Raw genomic sequence first — 23,946 nt, 5'->3', positions numbered from 1 at the left:
CATGACCAGCCAGAAGCAGAAGATGCTGGCGGGTGACTTGTACACCGCTGACGATCCCGAACTGATCGCCGATGCCGCGCGCGCGGCGGCGTGGATGGTGCGCTATAACGGCTCGCTGGCCTGGGATGCCGCCGACCGGCATAAGCTGCTCGCCGAAGGACTGGGGCAGGTGGGGGCGGGGGCGGTGGTCCGGCCACCCTTTCACTGCGACTATGGCTATAACATCGCCTTGGGCGACCGCGTGTTCCTCAACTTCGGTTGCGTCATCCTGGACGTGGCGCGAGTCGAGATCGGCGCGGGGACGCAGATCGGGCCGGGCGTGCAGATCCTGACCGCCGACCATCCGCGCGATCCGGCACTCCGGGCGGAAGGGTGGGAATGCGGGCGACCGATCCGCATCGGCGCCAATGTCTGGATCGGCGGCGGGGCGCTGATCCTGCCGGGCGTGACGATCGGCGACGATGCGATCATCGGTGCGGGCAGCGTCGTGACGCGCGACGTCGCCCCGGGCCAGACCGTCATGGGCAATCCCGCGCGGCCGGTCGCGCGATGACCGCGCCCGAGCGAGGTGGCCGGGCGGCTATCCTCGAGGGTTTTGGTGCTGCTCGAGCAGCATCCCGTTCATGGTGCGCCATACCGCTTGCCGTGACACCGCGGTTGAGGCGGGCGTCATGGCGAAGCGGTCGGAAAGGGCAGAGATCATAGCCCTTTGACGCTGCAACACAGGCAAAGAATAGCGCGATGCCGGATTGGCGCCATATCAGCGCGCGGCCTGAGCGATCCGATGCATGTCGATCAGGCTATGTTCCTCGTCAGCCTGACCAGCATCGGGTCTCCATCGACCGGATGCGGTTCAAAGCCCATTTCCCTCTCGATCGTGATGGCCGACCGGTTGTCGCGATCCTCCAGCGCCTCGATCGTCCGATATCCCATCCGCTTCGCATGGCCCACCAGATGGTCGAGCAGCGTCCAGCCGATCCCCTGCGCCTTCATGTCGTGCCGGATCGCGATGGCGGCCTCGGCGGTATCCTTCCTGTTGTCGCCCGCCAGCATCGCTGCCGCCAGGACCGACCCGTCACTGCCGAAGGCGATCAAGCTTTCGCTTGTTGCGTCATTGGCCTGAATCATGCCCGACAGCCGCTCATGGCTGACCGCACGGACGCTGGTCAGGAAGCGGAAGCGCAGATCCTGGGGCGAGACATTCGCGAAGAAGGTGGCGAGCGCAGGCTCGTCCTCGTCGCGGGCGGGCCGGACGTGCAACTGGACCCCATGGCGGGTAACGAGCATCTCGGTATCGTCGAGGGTCATCATGTCCTCCTGGATTTCCGCAACGTTAGGCCCGTCAGGCTATCGCAGCATTGACCGCGGTCAAGACGGCAGCATTGTCCCCGTTTGCATGAAGCGCTGGTGCCAGGACAAGGCCTCGCCGGGCAGCGAAGGCGCGTGGAGGCCATAGGCACCGCCTTCGGCGCGCATCGCATAATCGGCCAGAAGCGGGCGGTAATCGGGATGGGCGCAGCGTTCGATCACCAACCGCGCGCGCTGGCGCGGGGAAAGGCCGCGCAGATCGGCAAGCCCTTGTTCGGTCACGATCACCTGCACGTCCTGCATGATGTGATCGACATGCGCCGCCTGCGGCACGATGGCGGAGATTTTGCCGCCCTTGGCGGTCGAGGGCGTCATGAAGATCGAGACATAAGCGTTGCGGGCGAAATCGCCCGACCCGCCGATTCCGTTCTGGATGCGCGATCCCATGACCAGCGTTGAGTTGACGTTGCCATAGATGTCCGCCTCGATCAGACCGTTCATCGCGATGCACCCCAAGCGGCGGACGAGTTCGGGATGGTTGCTGATCTCCTGCGGGCGCAGGATCATACGGTCGCGATAGGCGGCCATGTTGGCATTCAACCGCGCCGCTGCCTGCGGGCTGAGCGAGAAGGCGGTGGCCGATGCCATGCGCAGCTTGCCGGCGTCGAGCAGGTCAAGCATTCCGTCCTGGATCACCTCGGTATAGGCGGTCATCGGGTCGAACGGCGCGTCGATCAGGCCCGACAGGACGGCATTGGCGATATTGCCTACCCCCGACTGGATCGGCAGCAGGGCGGCGGGCAGGCGGCCGCGCGACACCTCATGGGTCAGGAATTCGATGATATGCCCGGCAATGGCGCGCGCGGTATCGTCGGGCGCGGCGAAGGGCAGGTTGCGGTCGGGTGCGTCGGTTTCGACGATGGCGACGATCTTGTCGGGATCGCAGGCCAGATAGGGCGTGCCGATCCGGTCGTCGGGGCGAACCAGCGGAATCGGCACCCGGGCGGGCGGCAGACGGGTGCCATAATAGATGTCATGCATCCCCTCCAGCGCCGCATCCTGCCAGCGATTGACCTCCAGGATGACGCGGGTCGCGCGGTCTGCCCAAGTCTTGTTGTTGCCCACCGAGGAGGAGGGGATGAGCGAGCCGTCGGCGCGGATGCCCGACACCTCGATGATCGCGGTGTCGAGCGTGCCCAGCACGCCTTCCCACGCCATCGGCGCGACCTGGCTCAGATGCATGTCGAGATAGTCGATCTCGCCGCGATTGATCTTCTCGCGAGCGACGGGATCGCCACTATAGGGCAGCCGCTGGGCAATGCCGTCGACCGCCGCCAGTGCGCCGTCCAGTTCCGGCCCGGTCGAGGCGCCGGTCCACAGGTTGACGCGGAAGGGCTGCCCCTCGGCATGAGCGGCCGCGATGCGGCGCGCCAATGCCTGCGGCACCGCCTTGGGATAGCCCGATCCGGTGAAACCGCTGGCCGCCACGGTCTCGCCGGGGCGGATCAGGGCGGCGGCGGTGTCCGCATCGCTGATACGGGAACGAAGGGCGGCGCACGCGATACGGTCAGTCATTGTTTCTCCAACGCTGGTGGGCGGGGCCGGGGCCACCGCCCACCGCGATTTCAGGCCGTCAGGTCGAGGACGATGCGGCCTTCGATCTGGCCCCGGCGCATCCGGTCGAACACCTGGTTGACCTCGGCGAGCGGAGCGGAGGATACGGTCGCCTTGACCTTGCCGTCGGCGGCGAAGTCGAGCGACTCCTGCAGATCCAGCCGGGTGCCGACGATCGATCCGCGCACGGTGATGCCGTTCAGCACCAGCCCGAAGATGTTGAGCGGAAAGTCGCCGGGCGGCAGGCCGTTGAGCGCCACGGTGCCGCCGCGCGCCATCATGCCGACGGCCTGGGCAAAGGCCTTTTCGCTGACCGCCGTGACCAGCGCACCCTGCGCCCCGCCGCCGGTCTCGCGCTTGATCGCGGCGGCCGGGTCGGCCTCGGTCCGGGCGTTGACCGTGACCTTGGCCCCCAACCGACGGGCGAGGTCGAGCTTGGCGTCGTCGACATCGACGGCGGCCACGTTCAGCCCCATCGCGACCGCATATTGCACCGCCATATGCCCAAGGCCGCCGATGCCGGAGATGACCACCGTATCCCCCGGCTTGGTATCGGTCATCTTCAGCCCCTTATAGACCGTGACCCCGGCGCACAGCACCGGTGCGATCTCGGTGAAGCCGATATTGGCGGGCAGGTGGCCGACGAAATTGGGGTCGGCGATGACATAATCGGCAAAGCCGCCATTGACCGAATAGCCGGTGTTGAGCTGGCTTTCGCACAGCGTCTCCCAGCCGCCCAGGCAATGCGTGCAGTGGCCGCAGGCGGTGTAGAGCCACGGCACGCCGACCCGGTCGCCTTCCTTGACGTGTTTCACGCCCTTGCCGACCGCCGAGACATAGCCGACGCCCTCATGCCCCGGAATGAAGGGCGGGTTGGGCTTGACCGGCCAGTCGCCCTCGGCGGCGTGGAGGTCGGTATGGCAGACGCCGGATGCCTGGATAGCGACCTGGATCATGCCGTCGCTGACTTCCGGAACGGGGACTTCATCGATGGTCAGCGGTTGTCCGAATGCCCGAACGACCGCGGCCTTCATCGTCTTCGTCATGGGATTTCTCCTGTCAGATGAGGATGAGGCGGGGATCGGCGCATCGGGCCGCCCCCGCCTTGACCACGGTCAAAAGAAGCCGAGCTTCTTGGCCGAATAGCTGACCAGCAGATTCTTAGTCTGCTGATAGTGATCGAGCATCATGCGGTGCGTTTCGCGCCCGATGCCCGACCGCTTATAGCCGCCGAACGCCGCATGGGCGGGATAGGCATGGTAGCAGTTGGTCCACACACGCCCCGCCTGGATCGCGCGGCCCATGCGATAGGCACGGGTGCCGTCGCGGGTCCACACGCCCGCGCCCAGGCCAAACAGCGTGTCGTTGGCGATGCGCAGTGCTTCCTCGTCATCCTTGAAGGTCGCGACCGAGACGACGGGACCGAAAATCTCCTCCTGGAACACGCGCATCTTGTTATGACCGCTCAGCACGGTCGGCTTGACGTAATAGCCCTCCAGCCCCTCAAGGCGGTTACGCTCGCCGCCGGTCAGCACCTTGGCGCCTTCACCGCGCCCGATGTCGAGATAGCCGAGGATCTTGTCCATCTGCTCTTGCGACGCCTGCGCGCCCACCATGGTGGCGGGGTTGAGCGGATCGCCCTGGATCATCGCCTCGACCCGCGCCACCGCCTTTTCCATGAAGCGGTCATAGATCGATTCATGGACCAGCGCGCGGCTGGGGCAGGTGCAGACCTCACCCTGATTGAGTGCGAACATGGCGAAACCTTCGATCGCCTTGTCGAGATAATCGTCATCCTCCGCCGCGACGTCGGCGAAAAAGATGTTGGGGCTCTTCCCGCCCAGTTCCAGCGTGACCGGAATCAGGTTTTCGGCGGCATAGGACATGATGAGCTGGCCGGTGCCCGTCTCACCGGTGAAGGCGATTTTGGCGATGCGCGGGCTCTGCGCCAGCGGCTTGCCCGCTTCCACGCCGAAGCCGTTGACGATGTTGAGCACGCCCTCGGGCAACAGGTCGCCGATCAACTCGGCAAGGACGAGTATCGAGGCCGGAGTCTGCTCGGCGGGTTTCAACACCACGCAATTGCCTGCCGCCAGCGCCGGCGCCAGCTTCCAGCAGGCCATCAGCAGCGGGAAATTCCACGGGATGATCTGGCCGACGACGCCCAAAGGCTCGTGGAAATGATAGGCGACCGTGTCATGGTCGATCTCCGAGATCCCGCCTTCCTGCGCACGGATACATCCGGCGAAATAGCGGAAATGATCGATCGCGAGCGGCAGGTCAGCGGCGGTCGTCTCGCGGATCGGCTTGCCATTGTCCCAGGTTTCGGCGGTGGCGAGCAGCGCGAGATTCTCCTCCATCCGGTCGGCGATGCGATGGAGGATCAGCGCGCGTTCCGCGACGCTGGTGCGTCCCCAGCCGTCTTTCGCCTTGTGCGCGGCATCGAGCGCCAGTTCGATATCCGCCGCCTGACTGCGCGCGACCTGACAGATGACTTGCCCGTCGATCGGCGATCGGTTGTCGAACCACCGTCCGTCGACCGGATCGACCCAGCGGCCGCCAATGAAATTGCCATAGCGTTGTTTGAACGGCGCAGTCCGAGCCTTGATGGCTTCTTGGATCGTCATGGAACCTCTCCTTCGTCTGATAGCGGTAGAGGTTCTGCTTTTGTCGGACATGCGGCAAGCGATCCGCGACGGGATGGGCATGGCCCGATGGACTTTCCGTGGCCGAAGCGTAGCATGTGTTGCACGGCGCGACGCCATGAGCGCGTCGGTGTCGCACATTGCGACAGTTGGAGAAGGATGCGGCGATGGACGGCGCCGGAATAGAGCAAGGGCGGCGAGCCTATTTCGACGAGGGGCAATTGCCCCTCGAAAGCGTGCGCCAGCCGGTGCTGCGCTCCTGGCTGCGTTGCACCGATATGGGGCTGATACAGGGACGGCCGCGTGAAGCAGGGCCGCTGAGCGAGAGTGAACTTAACGCCCTTCGCCAGCGTCGCGAGTCGCTGCGCCGCCTGTGCCGCCCCGAATTGGAGATGCTGGCGGGTGAAGCGCGGGATACCAGCAGCGTCGTGATCCTGGCCGATGCCGATGGCATGATCCTCGACACGATCGGTGACACCGGCTTCCTGTCGCGCGCGGCGCAGGTGGCGCTGCGGCCCGGCGTCTCCTGGACCGAGGCGAGCACCGGCACCAACGCGATCGGTACGGCCATTGCCGAACGGCGCCCGATCGCCGTCCATGGCCCGGAGCATTTCTTCGCCGAACACGCAGTGCTGAGCTGCGCCGCGACACCGATTCTCGACCCGCGTGGTGCGATCGTTGGGGCGCTCGACATTTCCGGGCCGTCGGCCAGCGGCCATGGTCATGCGCTGGGGCTCATCCGGCTGGCGGTCGACCAGATCGAACATCGCCTGTTCCGCACGGGCTTTGCCGATTGCCGCGTGCTGCGGATGCATGACGACGCGGCGATGCTGGGCACCGCGCGCGAGGGGGTATTGGTATTCCGCGACGACCGGCTCGTGGCCGCCAATCGGCGGGGGCTTTCGCTGGTCGGGCGGAGCTGGGATGCGCTCGACGATACGGCGCTGAGCGAGCTGGTGGATATGCAGGGACAGGCGGGGCGCGGCCAATTGCGCCTGACCAACGGCGCGACCCTGATCGGCGGCTGGGATGCCGACGGGCGGGGAGGGGGCGTCGAACTCCCGCTTGCCGCACGTCCCCTGGCCGACGACAGGGCGGAGGCGATCGACGCGGCACTGGCGGCGCATGGCGGCAATGTCTCGGCGGCGGCGCGGCAACTGGGCGTCCATCGCAGCACCATTCACCGCCACCTTGCCCGCCAGCGCTGAACGACCCGCCTGCCCTTTGACCAGCGTCAATGCAGGGATCGCATCGCTTCGTCACGAGTGCGGCGAAGGAGATCGATCGCGATGGATCGCACCCCGCTTGAAGGCAGCATCGTACCGTTTGCGCGTCGCTGGCATGTCATCCACGAAATCGACCTGATCCGCCTGGTCCAGGAGCATCGTCACCGTCTTGCCCTATGCGCGCAGGCGGAGGCGATCGCGGACGCCTTGCCCGATCGCCCCGACGACTCGACCATGGATGCGTTCCTGAGGACGCTCGAAGCGCTGGTCCTGCGGGGCGAGCGGGCAGACGGGGATTATCTGGAGGCGATGCTGTCGAGCGGGCATAGCGATCCGCTCACGGGGACGCTGCTCGACCATGTCCGGCACCGGCACATGGCCGATGCGGCGGCGGCGCGCGAACTGGTTGCGGCCTTTGGCGAGGCGGATGCGTTCGATGCGCCGGAGACGCTGGGCCATATGCTGCGCAGCTTCTTCACCGGATGCCGCCGCGCGGTGGATTTCGAGCAGCTGACCATCATCGCGCTGGCCGGCCATCGTCTTACGCCAGAGGCGCGCGCGATCCTGGCCGATGCGCTGACGGACAGCCTGCTGAACTAAGCCGCCTCGGCGCGCGCGGCCAGCGCTTCGCGGTCGCTGATCGTGACCGCCCGGCCACCGGGAAGGCCGATCAGACCGCTCTGCTTCATCCGGGTCAGCTGGCGGCTGACCGTTTCGATCGTCATTCCCAGCACATCGGCGATCTGGCCGCGGGTCAGCGGCAGGTCGAAGGTGACAGGCCCGTCGCGCGTGGCCCTGCACCCGCTGGCGCCTGCCCGCGCCGCCATGTCGAGCAGAAAGCCCGCCAGCTTTTCCCCCGCCGATTTGCGCGCGAGCACCAGCATCCGGCCTCGCGCCTCGTTCAGCGAGTCGAAGGTCCGCTGGAGCAACAGGCGTTCCATCCGCTGATGGTCCTCCAGCACCCGCTCGAAGGCGGCGCGGGGAAAGACGCACAGTTCGGTATCGGTCAGCGCGGACAGGGTAAAATCGACATCGCCGGCATAGGGCTGGCCGAAAAAGTCTGCGGGATAGAGGAGGCCGACGGTCTGCTCACGCCCATTGGCGGTGGCGGCGACCAGTTTCAGCACGCCCGACAGCAGATTGCCGCAGAGGACCGCTTCGTCGCCCGCCCAGGCAATGGTCTGGCCGCGCGCCACACGGCGTCGCTGACCGATAGAGTTGAGCGCGATCAGCTCTCGGTCGTCGAGGCTGCCGCACAAAGCTCGGTCGCGCACCGCGCAGTCGGTGCAAACGTCGTTCGGGATCATGGCCTTGCCATGTAGCATGACCATGATCCCTTGTCGCGGGACGGATTGTCCCATTCGTCAGTTCGGTTGCGACCCGTCATCATTCCGCGGCAGGTGGAATTCGTGCCAGATGCCGTTGAGGATGCCGAAACCGATCGCCAGGCCGAGGCCCAGGACCCAGGAGAAATACCACATGGGTCGTTCCTTTCTCAGTAAAAGTCGGGGTTGGTGCGCACCGCATCCGTCGTCACGCGGCCGAACATCACCCGATAGGCCCAGGCGGTGTAGGCGAGCACGATCGGCAGGAAGACGATCGTGACGAACAGCATGATGCCCAGCGTCTTATGGGTCGACGAGGCGTTCCACACCGTCAGGCTGCTATGCGCGTCGATGCTGGACGGCAGGATGAAGGGGAACATGGAGCAGCCGACCGTCGCGATGATCCCGGTGGCGGCGAGCGACGACCCGGTGAACGCCAGAGCTTCGCGCCCAGAACGGATGCCGACCAGCGCCAGCGCGGCGCCGACAAAGCCCAGCACGGGCAACGCCATCATCCAGGGATACAGGGCGTAATTGTCGAGCCACGCGCCACCCGCATGCTGCGCCGTCATGCGCAGCGGGTTGGACGGACCAAGCGGATCGACCGCGCCGACCGTCCGGTAGCCCATATCGCCCCAGGCGACGAAGGCGAAGCCGATCGCGAACAGCAGGATGGAAGCGATCGCCGCCACCGTTCCGAAGGCGCGCGCCCGGTCATGGACGGGGCCATGTTCGACCTTGATCGATAGCCATGCCGCGCCGTGCAGCACCAGCATCGCCACCGACAAAAGCCCGCAGACCAGGGTGAAGGGCGTGAACAGTCCCAACAGCGTGCCGTCGTAAAAGGCACGCAGGTCGCCATCGAGGCGGAATGGCGCGCCCAGCATCACATTGCCGACCGCGACGCCGAAGACGAGCGCGGGCACCAGTCCCCCCACGAACAGCGCCCAGTCCCAGCGCGTGCGCCAGGCGGGGTCCGGCTTTTTCGACCGGTATTTGAACCCCACCGGCCGCAGGATCAGTGCGGCCAGAACGAGGAACATGGCCAGATAGAAGCCGGAAAAACTGACCGCATAGACGAACGGCCAGGCCGCGAAGATCGCACCGCCGCCCAGAATGAACCAGACCTGGTTCCCCTCCCAGGTCGGTCCGACCGAATTGATGACCATTCGCCGCTCGGAATCGTCCCGTGCGACGAAGGGCAGGAGGGCAGCGACACCCAGGTCGAACCCGTCGGTCAACGCGAAGCCGATCAGCAGCACGCCTAGCAGCGCCCACCAGATCAGGCGCAACATCTCATAATCGAACATGTCCCAGTCCTTATGTTCAGGCGGCGACGGGAATGGCGGCGGGGATGGCAGCCGGCGCGGGCTGGTCGTCCCGCTCTTCCGGCCCATGGGCGATGGCGGCGAGGATGAGGCGAACCTCGATCACCGCCAGCGCGCCATAGAGCGCGGTAAAGCCCGCCAGCGTGGTCCACAGCGCGCCACGCGACAGCGAACTGGACGCCAGGAAGGTGGGCAGGACCCCCTCGATCGCCCAGGGTTGACGCCCCAGCTCGGCGACGAGCCAGCCCAGTTCGATCGCGATCCAGGGCAGCGGGATGGCTGCCACCGCCAGTTTCAGGAACCAGCGCGAATCCATGTGCATCCTGAGCGAACAGAGGATGAAGGCGGTCGCGAACAGCGCGATCATAGCAAAGCCGATCGCGGCCATGATGCGGAAGCTCCAGAAGAGCAGGCCGACATCGGGCACCGTATCCCAGGCCGCGGCCTCGATCTGCTGCGGCGTCGCGACACGCGGGTCGGCCACCTGTCGCTTGAGCAGCAGGGCATAGCCCAGGTCACGCTTGTGCGCCTCGAACCGGGCGCGCTGGCCCATGTCCTGCGGGTTCGCCTTCAACTGCTGGACCGCGTCATAGGCGATCACGCCCGAGGCGATCCGCTCCTGCGCCTTCAGCACCAGTTCGGAGATGCCCGCGACGGTGCCGTCCAGGCTGCGCGTCGCGATCAGGCCGAGCACCCAGGGAATCTCGACCTTGTAGCGCGTCTCGCGCGCCACCGTGTCGGGCAGGCCGAACAGCGTCAGGCTAGAGGGTCCGGGCTCGGTGTGCCAGACCGCCTCGATCGCGGCGAGCTTCATCTTCTGGTTGTCGGTCAGCGCATAGCCGCTCTCGTCACCCAGCACGACGACCGACAGCGATGATGCAAGACCGAACGCCGCCGCCACCGTCATCGACCGGCGTGCGACGGGCAGGAAGCGTCCCTTCAGCAGCCAGAAGGCCGATACGCCCAGCACCACGACCGATGCGCAGACATAGCCGGCGCTGACCGTGTGGACGAACTTGGCCTGCGCGACGGGGTTGAACAGCACCGCGCCGAAATCGGCGACCTCCATGCGCATCGTATCGGGATTGAACGCCGCGCCGACGGGATTCTGCATCCAGCCATTGGCGATCAGGATCCACAGCGCCGACAAATTGGTGCCCAGCGCCACCATGAAGGTGACGATCAGGTGGCCCAGCTTGGACAACCGGTCCCAACCGAAGAACATCAGCCCGACGAACGTCGCCTCCAGGAAGAAGGCCATCAGCCCTTCGATCGCCAGCGGGGCGCCGAAGATGTCGCCGACATAATGCGAGAAGTAGGACCAGTTGGTGCCGAACTGGAATTCCATGGTCAGGCCCGTGGCCACGCCCAGCACGAAATTGATGCCGAAAATCTTGCCCCAGAAACGCGTGGTGACGCGCCATTCCGGGCGATTGGTCATGACATAGACCGATTCCATGATGACCAGCATCATCGACAGGCCAAGCGTCAGCGGCACGAACAGGAAATGGTACAGCGCGGTCGCGGCGAATTGCAGTCGCGACAGATCAACGACCCCCGGATCCATATGACGTCTCCATAATGGGGAGCCGCCCCCCGGCTCCTTACATGTCGAATCGCTAGGCCAGCGACTCCGCGCTGACATTGACCGTGGTCAAAGACAGTTGGGGCGGTCCGGGCGACGGTCGGGGCATGACGACGATCGCCGATGCTGCCCCGGGGGCCCGGACCCGCAACCGCTGGTTGAAGGATGCGGTCGGGCGCCGCGATGGCGCGGCGGGCCTGCTGTTGCTCGATACGCTGGCGGCGATCGGTTTCGCGGCCGGTATCGCGGGCGGCGTAACGGCCGTGACGGAACAGGGGGCGGTTCTGCCCTGGGCGTTGCTCATGCTGGGCATGGGCGGCTTGCGCGCGCTTTTCGCGAGCTTGGCATCGCGGCGTGGCGCGGTGGAGGCGGGGGCGGTCAAGCGGGGGCAGCGGCTTCGCGCGGTGGCAGCCATGCTGCATCGAAAGGCGGGGGTCCCGATCGATAGCGGCCTGCTCGCCACCCAGGCCGTCGATGCGGTCGAGGCGCTGGACGGCTATGTCGCGCGGTTCCTGCCCGCGCGCCGGGCCGCGGCCATCGCGCCGATGCTGGTCCTTGGCGCGACGGCCTGCGCCAGCTGGGTCTCGGCCGTGATCCTTGCCGGAACGCTGCTGCCCTTCGTGGCCGCGATGATCCTGGCGGGTGGCGCGGCGGCAGAGGAGTCGCGGCGGCAGTTCGTTGCCCTGCATCGTCTGTCCGCCCGCTTCGCCGACCGTGTGCGCACCCTGCCGGTCGTGCTGGCCTTTCGGGCCGAAACTCGCGAGACCGAAGCGGTCGGCGCGGCGGCGCAGGAACTGGCAAAGCGAACGATGCGCGTCCTGCGGGTTGCCTTCCTGTCCTCCGCGGCGCTGGAGTTTTTTGCGGCGCTGTCGGTCGCGCTGGTTGCGGTCTATTGCGGCTTTGCCCTGCTCGGCCTGCTGCCTGTCGCCGTGCCAGAGACGCTGACCCTTGGGCGAGGCTTCTTCGTGCTGGCGCTTGCCCCGGAATTCTACGCGCCGATGCGCCGTCTTGCCGCTGCCTATCACGACAAGCAGGCGGCGGAGACGGCCGCCGATACGCTGATGCCGACGGCTGCGTCGGAGCGCGCGGTTTCGATGGCGGTGGCGGCTCCCCTGATACTGCGCGATGTCGCGATCCAATATCCGGGCAGCGATGCCCCCGCCGTATCCCATCTGTCCCTGCGGATCGAGAGGGGCGAGACGGTGGCGCTGCTAGGCCCCTCGGGCAGCGGCAAGACCAGCGTCCTGCATCTCCTGCTCGGCCTCGCGCCGCTATCGGCGGGGACGATCGAGGCGGGCGGTGCGCCGTTGGTCTCCCTCGCGGGCCAGGCGAGTTGGGCGGGCCAGCATCCGCTGCTGATCGCGGGCACGATCCGCGAGAACCTGTTGCTGGCCGATCCCCAGGCGAAGGATCTGGCGATCCAGCGCGCCGTCGCGGCGGCGGGCTTGGGTCCGATGCTCGCGACCCGGCCGGGAGGGCTGGACGCCCTGCTTGATGCGCGGGGCAGCGGCCTGTCGGGGGGCGAGCGGCGGCGGATCGCGCTGGCCCGCGCCCTGCTGAGCCCCGCGCCGTTCCTTCTGCTCGACGAGCCGACCGCCCATCTGGACGCCGCCGCCGAAGCCGCACTGATCGCGACGATCGCCCGCGCCGCGCCAGGGCGCACGACGTTGATCGCTACTCACAGCCCCGCGCTTGCCGCCATTGCAACGCGCGTCGTTCACCTGGGAACTGCCATATGACGCTCCATAGCCTGATCGCCGCCGAACGCCGGCGGGAGCGTCGTCGCTTGCGGCAGGCGGGGGCCTGTGCCGCCTTGGTCGCTATCGCGTCGGTGCTGTTGCTTGCCCTGTCCGGCTGGTTCCTGACCGCTGCGGCACTGGCGGGCGGGGCGGGGATCGTCGCGGCGCAGGCGTTCAACTACATGCTGCCCTCCGCCATGATTCGCTTGCTGGCGATCGTGCGGACCGGCGCGCGTTACGGGGAACGTTTGGCAAGCCATGGCGCGGCGTTCGGTGCGCTCGCCCGGCTGCGTCCCGCCCTCTACCGCGCGATCACCGTCACGCCCGCCCCGGTTGCGCTGGCGCTTGGGCGCGGCGAGGCGACGGCGCGGCTGATCGGGGATGTCGATGCGGTGGAGTGGCGCTTCGTTCGCTTGTCGGGGCCTTGGGGTGTCGCGGCGGCGCTGGCGTCCGGGGCAGCCTTGACGCTGCTCGGCGGATGGCTGGCCATGGCTGCGACGCTGACCTGTGTCGGGGTGGCGCTCGGCCTGGCACGCTCTTGGTCGCATCGACTGGAGGAGCCCGGCCGCGCGGTGCAACAGGCGATGGGGGCTCTGCGCGAGGAAGTGGCGATGATCGGCGGCTCGGCGGCGGAGCTGCGGTGTTTTGCGCTCGAGGATTGGGCGACCGCTCGGATCACGGCAGCGGGCGACCGGCTCGCCGAGGCTCAGGCCCGGCAGGCGGCGGTGGCGGCGCGGTTCGAGGCCTTGCACGCGGTCAGCGTCGCGCTGGCGGCTGCATCGGCGCTGGTCCTGTCGGCGGGAGCTGGCGCAGCGATCGCCGCGCTGGCGGGGCTGGCGGCGGCGATGACGGTCGATTCGATCGCGCCGCTCTTGCGGGCGATGACCGAGAATGGGCGGCTCCACGAGGCGGAGGCGCGGCTGAACGCCCTGTTCGGGGCGGCAGAGGACGGACGCCCGGCTCTCGGGCTGCCCTGTGAGCCGAACCTTGCCATCGACGGCGGCCGGTTCGCGCCGGGCAGCCGGATCGCGCTGACGGGGCCATCGGGTTGCGGCAAGACGACGCTGGTCGAGGGGCTGCTGGGTTTGCGCCCGCTCCAGCACGGCCGGATCATGATCGGGGGACAGGATGCAGCCCTGCTGGCGCCCGCGACGCTGCGCGCGATCTTCGCGTGGGCGCCGCAGGACGCGGCCCTGATCGCGGGCACGGTCCGCGACAATCTGCGGTTGGCCGACGGACATGCGAACGAGGATCGTCTGTGGCAGGTCTTGCAGGACGCCGCGCTCGATACGGTGGTGCGGGCGTTGCCGCAGGGGCTCGATACGTGGCTGGGCGAGGATGGGGCCAGGCTGTCCGGGGGCGAGCGGCGACGGCTGTCGCTGGCGCGCGCCTATCTTGGCGATGCGCCCTGGCTGCTCCTCGACGAACCGGGAGAGGGGTTGGATGCGGCCGTCGCGGACGACGTTGCGCGTCGCTTGGACGCGCGGCTGAAGCGCACCGGACAGGGATTGATCCTGGTCAGCCACCGCCCGGTGCTTTCCGCTCTGTGCGAGCGGCAATGGATGGCGGATTTGGGAGCCCGGCGATCCGCCGCCTAATCCGCAATGAGGGCAAGGCGCGTTCGGTCGAGCAGGCGCACGCCGCGCAGGCCGGATAGCGCGATCAGCCCGTCCTGCTGAAACGCCGTCATGTGACGGCTGACCGTCTCGACCGCCAGGCCCAGCGCCTCGGCCATCGCGCCGCGGGACAGCGGCAGGCGGAACACTTCACCGGCGTCCGGCTCGTACCGGCGCGCCATGTCGAGCAGCAATGCCGCCACGCGGGCCTCGGCACGGGCGCGGGCCAACATGGGCATCCAGCGTCGTACTTCGCCCAGCGTCGCCAGCGTCCGGCGCAGCAGCAACCGTCCGGCGGCGGGATGACGGGCGAGGATCTCCTCTAGCGCCAAACGCGGATAGACGCACAGATCCGCATCGCTCAGTGCCGCGATCGTGTCGGCGGATCGTTCGGCAAAGAGCGTACCGACGAAATCCCCTGGATAGAGCAGGCCGACGATCTGGGCGCTCCCATCCGCCTCTTCGCGGGAAACTTTCAGCACGCCGGAGACGAGATTGGCGCAGCTGCTTGCCGGATCGCCAATCCAGCCGAAAGTCTGTCCGGCACTCAACCGGCGACGGCGGCCGATATGATGGAGCGCTGCGAGTTCCGCTTCGCTCAGGCCGCCGCATAGGGCCATGCCCCGCGCGGCGCACGCGGCGCAACGTGGTTGAAGCTCAGACGGCATGGCTGAAGCGCCTGTCGTCCTCGCTGCGCCAGGCGTCGAAGGCGGCGGCGATGCTGCGGGCATAGGGCAGGGCGTCGGGGGCCAGTCTCAGGCGATGGCCCTGCCAGGTGAGCAATCCGGCCTGTTCGAAGCGGTCCAGTCTGGCCCGGATGTCGCTCCGCTCCGGGAGGCCGTCCGTATCGGCGACACCGTGGCATAGCACGGCCGCGATCGCCTTTCCTCGCCGGCGGTCCAGCGGCGTGCGATGGATGCCACGCGCGGCCGCGAATCGGTTGGCGCCGATCGCTTGATGCCAATCGCCCGCATTCTTGGCGTTCTGGAGCAGGCGGTCGGGAAATTCGCTGATCGCGCTGGCGCCGAGGCCGAGCAGGATGTCGGCGGAATCGTCGGTGAACCCCTGGAAATTGCGACGCAGCGTTCCGTTCGCCGCCGCCACCGCCAGGGGATCGTCGGGAAGCGCGAAGTGATCGAAGCCGACCGCCCGGTAGCCCGCCGCCGTCAATCGCTCATGCGCCAGCGCCGCCTGGGCAAAGCGCGCCGCAGCACCGGGAAGCGTGGTCGCGTCGATCCGGCGCTGACGGGGGATCAGATGGGGGACATGCGCATAGCCGAACACCGCCAGTCTTTCGGGCGCGAGCGCGATGGTTTCCTCCAGCGTCGCTAGAAGCGCCGCGTCGTCCTGACCGGGCAGGCCGTACATCAGGTCGAAATTGATCGAACCGACCCCGGCGGTGCGCAACAGGGCGACGGCGCGAACGATGTCCTCGCGCGGCTGAACCCGGCCGATCGCCGCCTGAAGCTTGGGGTCGAAGGTCTGAACGCCCAGGCTGACCCGCGCGACGCCGGTCTGGGCGATGACCGCCGCCCATTCCGCATCGAACCCGCGGGGATCGATCTCAACCGATATGGCCGCATCTTCGGATGCGAAGGCGCGGCGCAGATGCGCAACGAGCGCGGCAAAGGCGCCAGGCGGGATGGCATTGGGACTCCCCCCGCCAAAGGCAATCCGTCCGATTCGTCCGCGTCCATCCAACTGGGCGGCGACCATGTCGATCTCGTCATGCAGGCGCGCGAGATAGGCATCCAGCCGCGCACTGCGGTTCGCCGCGCCGGTGTTGCATCCGCAATACCAGCAGATCGCATGGCAATAGGGGATATGCAGATAGAGCGACACGACCGTGTCCGCCTCGACAGCGTCGAGCGCCGCTCGCATGTCGGCATCGCTCACATGGCCGCCAAACTCGGCGGCGGTGGGATAGCTGGTGTAGCGCGGCACGGGCCGGGCGAGCAGATCAGGATGATAGGGCCACATGCGACATGCTGTGCCCCCATGGTACGGACCTGCCTTTGACCACCGTCAAACCGGCGTTTGTCGGTCGTCAAAGCCACGAGGCAAGGCCGCCTCTAATCGGTCTTCCTGTACTGAAACAGGAGACAAGGGATGACCCTCATCAGAACCGCCACTGTCCTGCTCGCGCTCGCCGCGACGGGTATCGGCACATCGGCATGGGCACAGGATCGGACGGGTGATGAACCACGGGTCGGGATCCGCGCGGGCGACGTCCTGCTCCGCGCCCGCGCCATCCTCGTTGCGCCCAATGAACGGTCGGGCAGCATTCTGCCGGCCTTCCCTGGTGAGACGGTGAAGGTCAACAACAGCGTCATGCCGGAGGTCGACGCCACCTATATGGCGACGGACCATATCGGTTTCGAACTGATCGCTTCGACCACCAAGCATTCGGTCAGCGGCGTACGGGGTACGACCGGGAGCCTGGGCAAACTCGCCTCGACCTGGGTTCTTCCGCCGACGTTGACGGCCCAGTATCATTTCGCGCCGACACAGCATGTTCGCCCTTATGTGGGCGCGGGCATCAACTATACGATCTTCTGGAACGAGTCGGCGTCGGATAGCCTGCAATCGGCGGTGGGACCGACCAAGGTCCACCTCAAGGACAGCGTCGGCTGGGCGGCGCAGGCGGGTGTCGATGTGGACATCACCCCCCGGATCTTTGTGAACTGCGACGTCAAATATATCGACATCGACACGACCGCCCGCCTGGACAACGCTACACTGGGCCGCCAGCGGGTGAACGTCTCGCTGGACCCGCTGGTGTTCGGCATCGGCGTCGGGGTGCGCCTGTAAGGGGGGCATGACGCCGCTGACGCGCTCTATAGCCGCAGAGAAAAGACACATTGCGGTCTGATCGTCCTCCGGCCTTAGGCGGGCGCTGAGGCCGTGATGCGTCGTCGGGCAAGAGCGCGAATGGAGCAAGGGGCTGCGCGGCATAGTCTTGGGCTACGCGGCGCGAAGCAGCCCCTTGCCGTCCTCGACCCTGTCTGCGCCGTTCCGCGCTGCCGAGCGAAGCCGGTGCCTTCGCCGGAATATCGCGCGGGATCCATATTAAAGGTAAGAAAAATCATCCTGCCGGGCGATTTGGCTCCAGCGGAAATGCCGACCAATGCGCGGCGCGCAGCGGATAGGTTTCGCGTGGCGCCCAATCCCATGCAAGTCCCACCAGCCCGCCACAATGTCTGCCCTATGGAAATATGGTCGGCTCCACGCGCATCGGTTGCCGGATCGACTGCGCGATCATTTCGCCGATGATCGGATGGTCCGTACCGGTGGCGAGTAGCAAACGCTGCCGCCGGGCTTGGCCTTGCGTCGGCGGCTAAATCGAATCCCCACAATTATCGGTCGCTACGCCGTCGCCGTATCGCAATTGCGGGTTTCGGGAGTATGGGCTGGAGCGTCGCGCGCTGAAGATGCGCGACGACGACGTCGATCAGCATGTCATGGAGTTGTGTTGTAATGCCCTCTAATCGGGATATTGCCGCCGTACGAGCCTGGCGAACCGAGGCGATCCGGCGGATTGAGGCGGACTATAACCGCTCGGCCGACACGCACCTCATCCGGCTCGAACTGCCACGCTATCCCGGCATCACGCTCTATCTGAAGGATGAGAGCAGCCATCCGACCGGCAGTTTGAAGCACCGCCTTGCCCGCTCGCTGTTCCTTTACGCGCTGTGCAACGGCTGGATCGGCCCGGATACCTGCGTGATCGAGGCCTCGTCGGGATCGACCGCGGTCAGCGAAGCCTATTTCGCGAGGATGCTGGGCCTGCGCTTCCTCGCCGTCGTGCCCGCCTCGACCGCCGCGCCCAAGCTGGACGCAATCCGCTTTCACGGCGGCGAGATTCACGCGGTCGACGATCCGCGCACCGTATATGACGTCGCCCATCGGCTCGCAGCGGAGACGGGCGGCCATTATCTCGACCAGTTCACCTATGCCGAGCGCGCGACCGACTGGCGCGGCAACAATAACATTGCAGAGAGCATTTTCGCGCAGATGGCGGCGGAGGAGCACTCCATTCCCCGCTGGATCGTCTGTGGGGCGGGGACCGGCGGAACGTCGGCGACGATCGGTCGCTTCATCGGCTATCGGCGCCATGCCACGCAGCTGTGCGTGGCCGACCCGGTCCACTCGGTCTTCCACCGCCACTTCGCCGACCGCGCGGCACTATCATTGCCCGGGGGCTGCGCGAGCTGCATCGAGGGGATCGGTCGCCCGCGCGTCGAGCCCAGCTTCATCCCCTCGGTCATCGACCGGATGATCGCGGTCGATGACGCGGCTAGCATCGGTGCGATGAGGGCGCTCTCCCGCCGGCTCGGGCGTCGCGTCGGCGGCTCGACCGGCACCAACCTCGTCGCCGTGGCCCAGTTGGTGGAGGAAATGGCCAGCCGTGGCGAAGCCGGCTCGATCGTGTCCATCCTGTGCGACGGCGGCGATCGTTACGGCTGCACTTATTATGACGACGCATGGCTCGACGCGCGGGGGCTCGATTGGCGGCGCAACGATATGGCGTTCGACACCATGTTCGCCGCGTAAGGTAGGCGCCTTTGTTCCAACTGCCGATTGGGTGGCAGCCTATGAGGTCGCCCGCCGCCTCAAGGCGCTCAGCGGCCTCACGCCCTGCGGATACGTCACGAAGATCGCGACGTCAGAGCAAGAAAGCTTCATCTTCAACCCGATCCACCATATGCCGGGATGGCACACCTGGTTTCGCGATGGGTCCGGCGGGCGCAGCCTGTCTGGCGGCGGCATGCGCCGGAAGACAGGGCCGCAGTCCAACGCTATGAGCGCAGGATGGCCCGGCTGCTCCTGTTCAACAAACCCTTCGGGGTCTTATCGCAGTTCACGGATCGAGGATCGCCAACGCTTCGGTCGACCTTATCCGACTTCATTGCGGTGAAGGGCGTTTATCCCGCCGGGCGGCTCGATCGGGACAGCGAGGGCCTGCTGCTATTATGCGACGATGGGCGGCTGCAGGCGCGTATTGCCGATCCGCGCTTCAAGATGCCCAAGACCTATCTCGTACAGGTCGAGGGCGATGCGCAGGAGCCGGAACTAGAGCGCTTGCGGCGGGGCGTCCGGCTCAAGGACGGCATGACCCTGCCTGCCGACGTCGCCCGGATCGACGCGCCGGACCTGTGGCCGCGCGATCCACCGATACGGGAGCGCAAGTCCATCCCCGACAGCTGGCTGCAAATCACCATCCGCGAAGGGCGCAACCGGCAGGTGCGCCGAATGACGGCGGAGGTTGGCTTGCCCACCCTGCGGCTGGTCCGCTGGTCGATCGGCGACTGGTCCGTCGCCGGGATCGCGCAGGGCCGATTCGAAGAAGTCTCCAGCGCGGACAAGAGTTTCAAATCTCAATGAATTATCGCCATTCTTTCCATGCCGGCAACAGCGCCGACGTCGTGAAGCACAGTCTGTTGATCGCCCTCGTCCGGGCGTTGCAGCAGAAACCGGGTGCGTTGACCCTGATCGACACCCATGCCGGCTGCGGGCTCTACGACCTGGGCGGCGAGCAGGCGCAGCGTACCGGCGAAGCCGCACACGGCGTATTGCGGGCCTTTGCCGACCCGAACCCCTTGCTGGACGACTATCGCGCCGCCGTGCAGGCAGTGAATGCCGGAGCCGAGCCGCGTCTCTACCCGGGCTCGCCGCAGTTCCTGGCGCAGCTGCTGCGCCCGCAAGACCTGCTGATCCTCAACGAAAAACATCCCGAGGATGCCGCTGCCCTGCGCGGCGCAATGCGCGGGTCGTCTGCGGCCGTGCACGAGCGCGATGCCTATGAACTGTGGCTGGCGATGCTGCCGACCCGAACGGCACGCGGCGTAGTGGTGGTCGATCCGCCTTACGAACAGACCGACGAACGCGCCCGCATCACCGCCACCCTGGCCGCGGCGCACCGCAAATGGGCGCATGGCGTGACGGTCATCTGGTATCCGCTGAAAGACCGCGCGCCGCATCAGCAGTGGAAGGCCCAGCTGCGTAGGCTCGGTATCCCGAAATTCCTGGTCGTCGAGCATTGGTTGTATGATGCCGATCAGCCCGGCATCTATAACGGCGCGGGCCTTTTCATCATCAATCCGCCCTATGCCTTCACCCAGGCACTGCCCCCTCTGCTGGAAGCCCTCCGCGCCGCGCTGGCGCCGGAAGGGCATCGAGGCGAGATCACAATGGACTGGCTGGACGATCCAAAAGGGGCCTAGCCAGATCTGGTTTTCCAGACCCATCACTTGCGCTGGTTTGTCTTCAGTTAAGCGACGGGCCCGCTGCAAGGGCTGACCTCGATCGCGATATAGCGAATGCCGTCATACGTCCTGACATTGACCGGCGGATCGTTATGCAGGCGGGCAAACCGGTCTATGGCCGTACGTCACTCGTCGACGAGCTTGGGGTCGCGGCGCTGGAATCCCGCTCGTCCCTTGGCGATTGTAGGTTTACAGCCGGGTCATGCGAACTCGGCACCACGCCGAATGGGATCGCAGATGGTAGGATGCGCAGGCGGATCGGATCGATATTCAGCGCGGACGGCGCCGAGCCTGCCGGGAAGGGCTCGACCGATCACCTCGTAGGGCGCTGGCTGATAACGCTGCAAGCTTCTGCTCAAAGACGACGGTATAGGGATGCTAGCGCTGGCGGGCTTCGTCAGGATCGAAAGTATCGAGGGACCGCCAAAACCGCGCAAATCCGCCATTCCGGCGTGCGCTGGTGACCCCTACGAGAATCGAACTCGTGTTTTCGCCGTGAGAGGGCGACGTCCTAACCGCTAGACGAAGGGGCCGTGCAGTGGAGGGGCGCTGTTAGCGGGGGTGGGAGGGGACGTCAAGCGCCTCCCCGGTGAAACCCGGATAAAAGTGGAAAGGGCGGAGCGACATGGTGCCGGTCCGCCCTTTTCAGGCCGGTCAGGCCGCGGCCTTGCGGCGTTCGGCCATTTCCTCGTTCAGCATTTCGGCGAGCAGGAAGGCCAGTTCCAGGCTCTGACCCGCATTCAGGCGGGGGTCGCAATGGGTGTGGTAGCGGTCGGCCAGCGACTGTTCGGTCACATCGATCGCGCCGCCGGTGCACTCGGTCACGTTCTGGCCGGTCATCTCGGCATGGATGCCACCCGCATGGGTGCCCTCGGCACGGTGGACGGCGAAGAAGCCGCGCACTTCGGCCAGGATGCGGTCGAAGGGGCGGGTCTTGTAGCCGGTCGCCGCCTTGATCGTGTTGCCGTGCATCGGGTCGCACGACCAGACGACTGGATGTCCCTCGCGCGTCACGGCGCGGACCAGCTTGGGCAGGTGCGCCTCGATCTTGTCATGGCCATAGCGGGTGATGAGCGTCATGCGGCCCGGCACGCGGCCGGGGTTCAGCGTGTCGAGCATCCGCAGTAGCGCCTCGGGCTCCAGGCTCGGTCCGCACTTCACGCCGATCGGATTGCCGATGCCGCGCAGGAACTCGACATGCGACGAGCCCTCGAAGCGAGTACGGTCGCCGATCCACAGGAAATGCGCCGAGGTGTCGTACCAGTCACCCGTCAGCGAATCCTGCCGCGTCAGTGCCTGCTCATAGGGCAACAACAACGCCTCATGGCTGGTGTAGAAGCTGGTCTGCGCCAGTTGCGGGACCGAAGCCGGGTCGATGCCGCAGGCCGCCATGAAGTCCAGCGCCTCGCCGATACGGTCGGCCATCTCGCTGTACTTCTGCGCCCATGGGCTGCGGCCCATGAAGTCGTGGGTCCAGCGATGGACCTGGTGCAAATTGGCATAGCCGCCCTGCGCGAACGCACGCAGCAGGTTCAGCGTCGCGGCCGACTGCGCATAGGAGCGCAGCATCCGCTGGGGATCGGGCACGCGCGCTTCGGGGGTGAAGGCGATGTCGTTGACATTGTCACCGCGATAGCTGGGCAGCTCGACGCCGCCGACCACCTCGGTATCGGCCGAGCGCGGCTTGGCGAACTGGCCCGCCATGCGGCCCAGCTTCACCACGGGCAGCTTGGAGGCGAAGGTTAGGACGACCGCCATCTGCAGGATGACGCGGAAGGTGTCGCGGATGTTGTTGGCGCTATGTTCGGCAAAACTCTCGGCGCAGTCGCCGCCTTGGAGCAGGAAGCCACGGCCCGCCGCTACTTCGGCCAGCTCGGCGGTCAGGCTGCGCGCCTCGCCCGCAAAGACCAGCGGCGGATAGGTCGCCAGCGTCTTGGTCGCGGCGTCCAGCGCATTCTGGTCGGGATAGCGGGGAAGCTGGCGCGCTTCGGCATTCATCCAGCTTTCGGGCGCCCATTTCGCGGCCATGATCGTCCTGCTCTTTCGTCTTCTTGTGTTTGAGGGATCGCCCATGCGCCGAATTGCGGCCATACGCAATGAAGTTGGCGTTTGAGCCCCCCAAGTCGCGTGCTTTGTTGCGCCCGATACCAGTTTGCGCCGAGTGGTGGCGGATTGCGGCAACCGGCTTTGCGGATTGCGGGGAGAGGCGGTAGCAGGAGCGCGATGTCGCGTGCCTCCATCCTGTCCTCGGCGGTCGTCGCCCTGTCCGCCTTCCTGTTGTCGGTGCCCGATCGGGCGCCCGCCGCGCCGATGGTCTCGATCGAGAACACCGACGACACCGCGCTGTTCGGGGCGATGCGCGACGCCGATCTGCGGCTGGCGACGATCGCGTGGCGGCTGGCGACGGCGAACGCGGCGATCTGTCCCGACCGCGCACCGACTCCCGGCATCGTCGTTCATGCGATCGACCAGTACGACCCGGGCGTGCGCAAGCAACTGCCCGCGATCTTCGGCTTCGAAGGACCGGTGGCGGTCGAGGCGGTCGTGCCGGGCAGCGCGGCGGCGCGGGCAGGGGTCCAGGCAAACGACACGATCGAGGCGGTCGACGGCAAGCCCTTCGTCGTGAACCCGGCGGGTGCTTCGCAGGCGAACACCGCGACCCGCGACGCCGCGCAACGCCTGATCGCGGCCGAGCCCGCCGACCGGCCGCTGCGGCTGACCTTGCTGCGGCATGGGCAAAAGCGAGAGGTGACGGTCGCGGCACAGCCCGGATGTCGCTCGCGGTTCGAGATGCTGATGGGGCCGGGCCTGACCGCCTCGGCGGACGGCGACATCGTCCAGATCGGCTCGCGCTTTTTCGAGCGGTTCGACGACCGGATGATCGCGGTCGTCGTCGCGCATGAATTCTCGCACAATATCCTGCACCACCGCGATCGGCTGGACGCGGCTGGGGTGAAGCGCGGCCTGTTGTCCGAGTTCGGGCGCAACGGTCGGCTGTTCCGCCAGACCGAGACCGAGGCCGATCTGCTGGGCGTCATCCTGATGCGCAATGCGGGCTATGATCCGCAGGATGCGGTGCGGTTCTGGCGCGAGCATGGCGGCGAGGTCGACGGCGGCATCTTCCGCAGCCGGACGCATCCATCCTCCTCGGCGCGTGCCGATGCGGTTGCGGCCGAGATCGCGGCCATTCCGGCGGGCGCGCCGACACCCTATCGCCCGCCGCTGCTCGACCAAAGCGGCGCCGCATTACAATAGTCTGGATATGTAGCGGCTTAACCAACCGTTTGTAGTTGT

At 66.8% G+C, this 23,946-nt stretch carries 21 protein-coding genes and 1 tRNA gene; 10 read left to right on the top strand and 12 right to left on the bottom strand.

The genetic code is table 11. From position 1 onward, the window contains the following. Position 1: 1 nt before the first annotated feature. Complete coding sequence (locus GGR45_RS10260) at positions 2-553, top strand: sugar O-acetyltransferase (protein ID WP_175310983.1); 552 nt, start codon at positions 2-4, stop codon at positions 551-553. Positions 554-795: 242 nt separating this feature from the next. Here the strand turns inward: GGR45_RS10260 and GGR45_RS10255 are convergent, their stop codons facing one another. From GGR45_RS10255 to adh, 4 genes are all read right to left on the bottom strand, one after another. Further along, positions 796-1,308 carry a GNAT family N-acetyltransferase gene (locus GGR45_RS10255; protein ID WP_175310982.1) on the bottom strand — a complete coding sequence of 171 codons (513 nt, stop codon included), beginning with the start codon at positions 1,306-1,308 and terminating at the stop codon, positions 796-798. 60 nt (positions 1,309-1,368) lie between these two features. Then, positions 1,369-2,883, bottom strand: a complete 1,515-nt coding sequence (gene scpC, locus GGR45_RS10250) for a succinyl-CoA:acetate CoA-transferase ScpC (RefSeq protein ID WP_175310981.1) — start codon at positions 2,881-2,883, stop codon at positions 1,369-1,371. Between the two features lie 50 nt (positions 2,884-2,933). After that, a complete protein-coding gene (adhP, locus tag GGR45_RS10245; RefSeq protein WP_175310980.1) occupies positions 2,934-3,968 on the bottom strand; it encodes an alcohol dehydrogenase AdhP in 1,035 nt (344 codons plus the stop codon). 69 nt (positions 3,969-4,037) lie between these two features. After that, positions 4,038-5,549 carry an aldehyde dehydrogenase gene (gene adh, locus GGR45_RS10240; RefSeq protein ID WP_175310979.1) on the bottom strand — a complete coding sequence of 504 codons (1,512 nt, stop codon included), beginning with the start codon at positions 5,547-5,549 and terminating at the stop codon, positions 4,038-4,040. Between the two features lie 185 nt (positions 5,550-5,734). Between adh and GGR45_RS10235 the strand changes: the two genes are divergently transcribed. Beyond that, entirely contained in the window at positions 5,735-6,775 is a 1,041-nt protein-coding gene (locus tag GGR45_RS10235; protein ID WP_175310978.1) for a sigma-54-dependent Fis family transcriptional regulator, read from the top strand. 81 nt (positions 6,776-6,856) lie between these two features. Continuing rightward, positions 6,857-7,393 (top strand): hypothetical protein, encoded by a 537-nt coding sequence (locus GGR45_RS10230; protein ID WP_175310977.1) that lies wholly within the window; start codon positions 6,857-6,859, stop codon positions 7,391-7,393. Here the strand turns inward: GGR45_RS10230 and GGR45_RS10225 are convergent. Genes GGR45_RS10225 through GGR45_RS10210 form a run of 4 tightly spaced genes read right to left on the bottom strand, consistent with a single transcriptional unit; the run spans position 7,390 to position 11,013 of the window. After that, a complete protein-coding gene (locus GGR45_RS10225) occupies positions 7,390-8,100 on the bottom strand; it encodes a Crp/Fnr family transcriptional regulator (protein ID WP_175310976.1) in 711 nt (236 codons plus the stop codon). The genes GGR45_RS10230 and GGR45_RS10225 overlap by 4 nt on opposite strands. Before the next feature lie 57 nt (positions 8,101-8,157). Further along, entirely contained in the window at positions 8,158-8,274 is a 117-nt protein-coding gene (cydX, locus tag GGR45_RS10220) for a cytochrome bd-I oxidase subunit CydX (RefSeq protein WP_175310975.1), read from the bottom strand. A 14-nt stretch (positions 8,275-8,288) separates the two neighbouring features. Beyond that, positions 8,289-9,428, bottom strand: coding sequence for a cytochrome d ubiquinol oxidase subunit II (gene cydB / locus GGR45_RS10215; RefSeq protein ID WP_175310974.1), 1,140 nt, complete (start codon positions 9,426-9,428; stop codon positions 8,289-8,291). Positions 9,429-9,444: 16 nt separating this feature from the next. Then, complete coding sequence (locus GGR45_RS10210; protein WP_175310973.1) at positions 9,445-11,013, bottom strand: cytochrome ubiquinol oxidase subunit I; 1,569 nt, start codon at positions 11,011-11,013, stop codon at positions 9,445-9,447. A gap of 125 nt (positions 11,014-11,138) precedes the next feature. Between GGR45_RS10210 and cydD the strand changes: the two genes are divergently transcribed. Both cydD and GGR45_RS10200 read left to right on the top strand, forming a co-directional pair. Beyond that, complete coding sequence (cydD, locus tag GGR45_RS10205; RefSeq protein ID WP_175310972.1) at positions 11,139-12,770, top strand: thiol reductant ABC exporter subunit CydD; 1,632 nt, start codon at positions 11,139-11,141, stop codon at positions 12,768-12,770. Beyond that, positions 12,767-14,368, top strand: a complete 1,602-nt coding sequence (locus tag GGR45_RS10200; RefSeq protein WP_175310971.1) for an amino acid ABC transporter ATP-binding/permease protein — start codon at positions 12,767-12,769, stop codon at positions 14,366-14,368. The genes cydD and GGR45_RS10200 overlap by 4 nt, the downstream gene beginning before the upstream one ends. On the opposite strand, the gene GGR45_RS10195 is transcribed toward GGR45_RS10200, so the two are convergent. Both GGR45_RS10195 and hemN read right to left on the bottom strand, forming a co-directional pair. Next, complete coding sequence (locus tag GGR45_RS10195; protein WP_246358155.1) at positions 14,365-15,006, bottom strand: Crp/Fnr family transcriptional regulator; 642 nt, start codon at positions 15,004-15,006, stop codon at positions 14,365-14,367. The two genes, GGR45_RS10200 and GGR45_RS10195, sit on opposite strands and share 4 nt — an antisense overlap. A gap of 37 nt (positions 15,007-15,043) precedes the next feature. Beyond that, a complete protein-coding gene (gene hemN / locus GGR45_RS10190) occupies positions 15,044-16,366 on the bottom strand; it encodes an oxygen-independent coproporphyrinogen III oxidase (protein WP_175310969.1) in 1,323 nt (440 codons plus the stop codon). Between the two features lie 129 nt (positions 16,367-16,495). On the opposite strand from hemN, the gene GGR45_RS10185 reads away from it, so the two are divergent. From GGR45_RS10185 to GGR45_RS10170, 4 genes are all read left to right on the top strand, one after another. Next, on the top strand, positions 16,496-17,197 hold the full coding sequence (locus tag GGR45_RS10185; protein WP_175310968.1) for an OmpW/AlkL family protein: 702 nt from the start codon (positions 16,496-16,498) through the stop codon (positions 17,195-17,197). A gap of 666 nt (positions 17,198-17,863) precedes the next feature. Continuing rightward, positions 17,864-18,940: a PLP-dependent cysteine synthase family protein gene (locus GGR45_RS10180; RefSeq protein WP_175310967.1), complete on the top strand. Its 1,077-nt coding sequence runs from the start codon at positions 17,864-17,866 to the stop codon at positions 18,938-18,940. Positions 18,941-19,198: 258 nt separating this feature from the next. Continuing rightward, positions 19,199-19,771 (top strand): pseudouridine synthase, encoded by a 573-nt coding sequence (locus tag GGR45_RS10175; RefSeq protein ID WP_175310966.1) that lies wholly within the window; start codon positions 19,199-19,201, stop codon positions 19,769-19,771. After that, a complete protein-coding gene (locus GGR45_RS10170) occupies positions 19,768-20,610 on the top strand; it encodes a 23S rRNA (adenine(2030)-N(6))-methyltransferase RlmJ (RefSeq protein ID WP_175310965.1) in 843 nt (280 codons plus the stop codon). The genes GGR45_RS10175 and GGR45_RS10170 overlap by 4 nt, the downstream gene beginning before the upstream one ends. A gap of 500 nt (positions 20,611-21,110) precedes the next feature. On the opposite strand, the gene GGR45_RS10165 is transcribed toward GGR45_RS10170, so the two are convergent. Continuing rightward, a tRNA-Glu gene (locus GGR45_RS10165) sits at positions 21,111-21,185 on the bottom strand. Between the two features lie 121 nt (positions 21,186-21,306). Further along, a complete protein-coding gene (locus GGR45_RS10160) occupies positions 21,307-22,680 on the bottom strand; it encodes a class II 3-deoxy-7-phosphoheptulonate synthase (protein WP_175310964.1) in 1,374 nt (457 codons plus the stop codon). A gap of 195 nt (positions 22,681-22,875) precedes the next feature. On the opposite strand from GGR45_RS10160, the gene GGR45_RS10155 reads away from it, so the two are divergent. After that, positions 22,876-23,907: a M48 family metallopeptidase gene (locus tag GGR45_RS10155; RefSeq protein ID WP_175310963.1), complete on the top strand. Its 1,032-nt coding sequence runs from the start codon at positions 22,876-22,878 to the stop codon at positions 23,905-23,907. Positions 23,908-23,946 lie beyond the last annotated feature (39 nt).

The organism is Sphingomonas zeae (assembly GCF_014197135.1).
GTDB lineage: Bacteria > Pseudomonadota > Alphaproteobacteria > Sphingomonadales > Sphingomonadaceae > Sphingomonas > Sphingomonas zeae.
The sequence above is the reverse complement of the archived record's forward strand: the minus strand, read 5'-3'. Positions and strand labels throughout refer to the sequence as shown.

Bases quoted from the DNA above. Each gene is read 5' to 3' on its own strand.
- GGR45_RS10200 (WP_175310971.1), top strand. From the start codon at position 12,767: ATGACGCTCCATAGCCTGATCGCCGCCGAACGCCGGCGGGAGCGTCGT.
- GGR45_RS10170 (WP_175310965.1), top strand. From the start codon at position 19,768: ATGAATTATCGCCATTCTTTCCATGCCGGCAACAGCGCCGACGTCGTG.
- GGR45_RS10155 (WP_175310963.1), top strand. From the start codon at position 22,876: ATGTCGCGTGCCTCCATCCTGTCCTCGGCGGTCGTCGCCCTGTCCGCC.
- adh (WP_175310979.1), bottom strand. From the start codon at position 5,549: ATGACGATCCAAGAAGCCATCAAGGCTCGGACTGCGCCGTTCAAACAA.
- cydD (WP_175310972.1), top strand. From the start codon at position 11,139: ATGACGACGATCGCCGATGCTGCCCCGGGGGCCCGGACCCGCAACCGC.
- GGR45_RS10210 (WP_175310973.1), bottom strand. From the start codon at position 11,013: ATGGATCCGGGGGTCGTTGATCTGTCGCGACTGCAATTCGCCGCGACC.
- GGR45_RS10225 (WP_175310976.1), bottom strand. From the start codon at position 8,100: ATGATCCCGAACGACGTTTGCACCGACTGCGCGGTGCGCGACCGAGCT.
- GGR45_RS10195 (WP_246358155.1), bottom strand. From the start codon at position 15,006: ATGGCCCTATGCGGCGGCCTGAGCGAAGCGGAACTCGCAGCGCTCCAT.
- scpC (WP_175310981.1), bottom strand. From the start codon at position 2,883: ATGACTGACCGTATCGCGTGCGCCGCCCTTCGTTCCCGTATCAGCGAT.
- GGR45_RS10260 (WP_175310983.1), top strand. From the start codon at position 2: ATGACCAGCCAGAAGCAGAAGATGCTGGCGGGTGACTTGTACACCGCT.
- GGR45_RS10160 (WP_175310964.1), bottom strand. From the start codon at position 22,680: ATGGCCGCGAAATGGGCGCCCGAAAGCTGGATGAATGCCGAAGCGCGC.
- GGR45_RS10255 (WP_175310982.1), bottom strand. From the start codon at position 1,308: ATGACCCTCGACGATACCGAGATGCTCGTTACCCGCCATGGGGTCCAG.
- cydX (WP_175310975.1), bottom strand. From the start codon at position 8,274: ATGTGGTATTTCTCCTGGGTCCTGGGCCTCGGCCTGGCGATCGGTTTC.
- GGR45_RS10185 (WP_175310968.1), top strand. From the start codon at position 16,496: ATGACCCTCATCAGAACCGCCACTGTCCTGCTCGCGCTCGCCGCGACG.
- GGR45_RS10175 (WP_175310966.1), top strand. From the start codon at position 19,199: ATGGCCCGGCTGCTCCTGTTCAACAAACCCTTCGGGGTCTTATCGCAG.
- adhP (WP_175310980.1), bottom strand. From the start codon at position 3,968: ATGACGAAGACGATGAAGGCCGCGGTCGTTCGGGCATTCGGACAACCG.
- cydB (WP_175310974.1), bottom strand. From the start codon at position 9,428: ATGTTCGATTATGAGATGTTGCGCCTGATCTGGTGGGCGCTGCTAGGC.
- GGR45_RS10235 (WP_175310978.1), top strand. From the start codon at position 5,735: ATGGACGGCGCCGGAATAGAGCAAGGGCGGCGAGCCTATTTCGACGAG.
- GGR45_RS10180 (WP_175310967.1), top strand. From the start codon at position 17,864: ATGCCCTCTAATCGGGATATTGCCGCCGTACGAGCCTGGCGAACCGAG.
- GGR45_RS10230 (WP_175310977.1), top strand. From the start codon at position 6,857: ATGGATCGCACCCCGCTTGAAGGCAGCATCGTACCGTTTGCGCGTCGC.
- hemN (WP_175310969.1), bottom strand. From the start codon at position 16,366: ATGTGGCCCTATCATCCTGATCTGCTCGCCCGGCCCGTGCCGCGCTAC.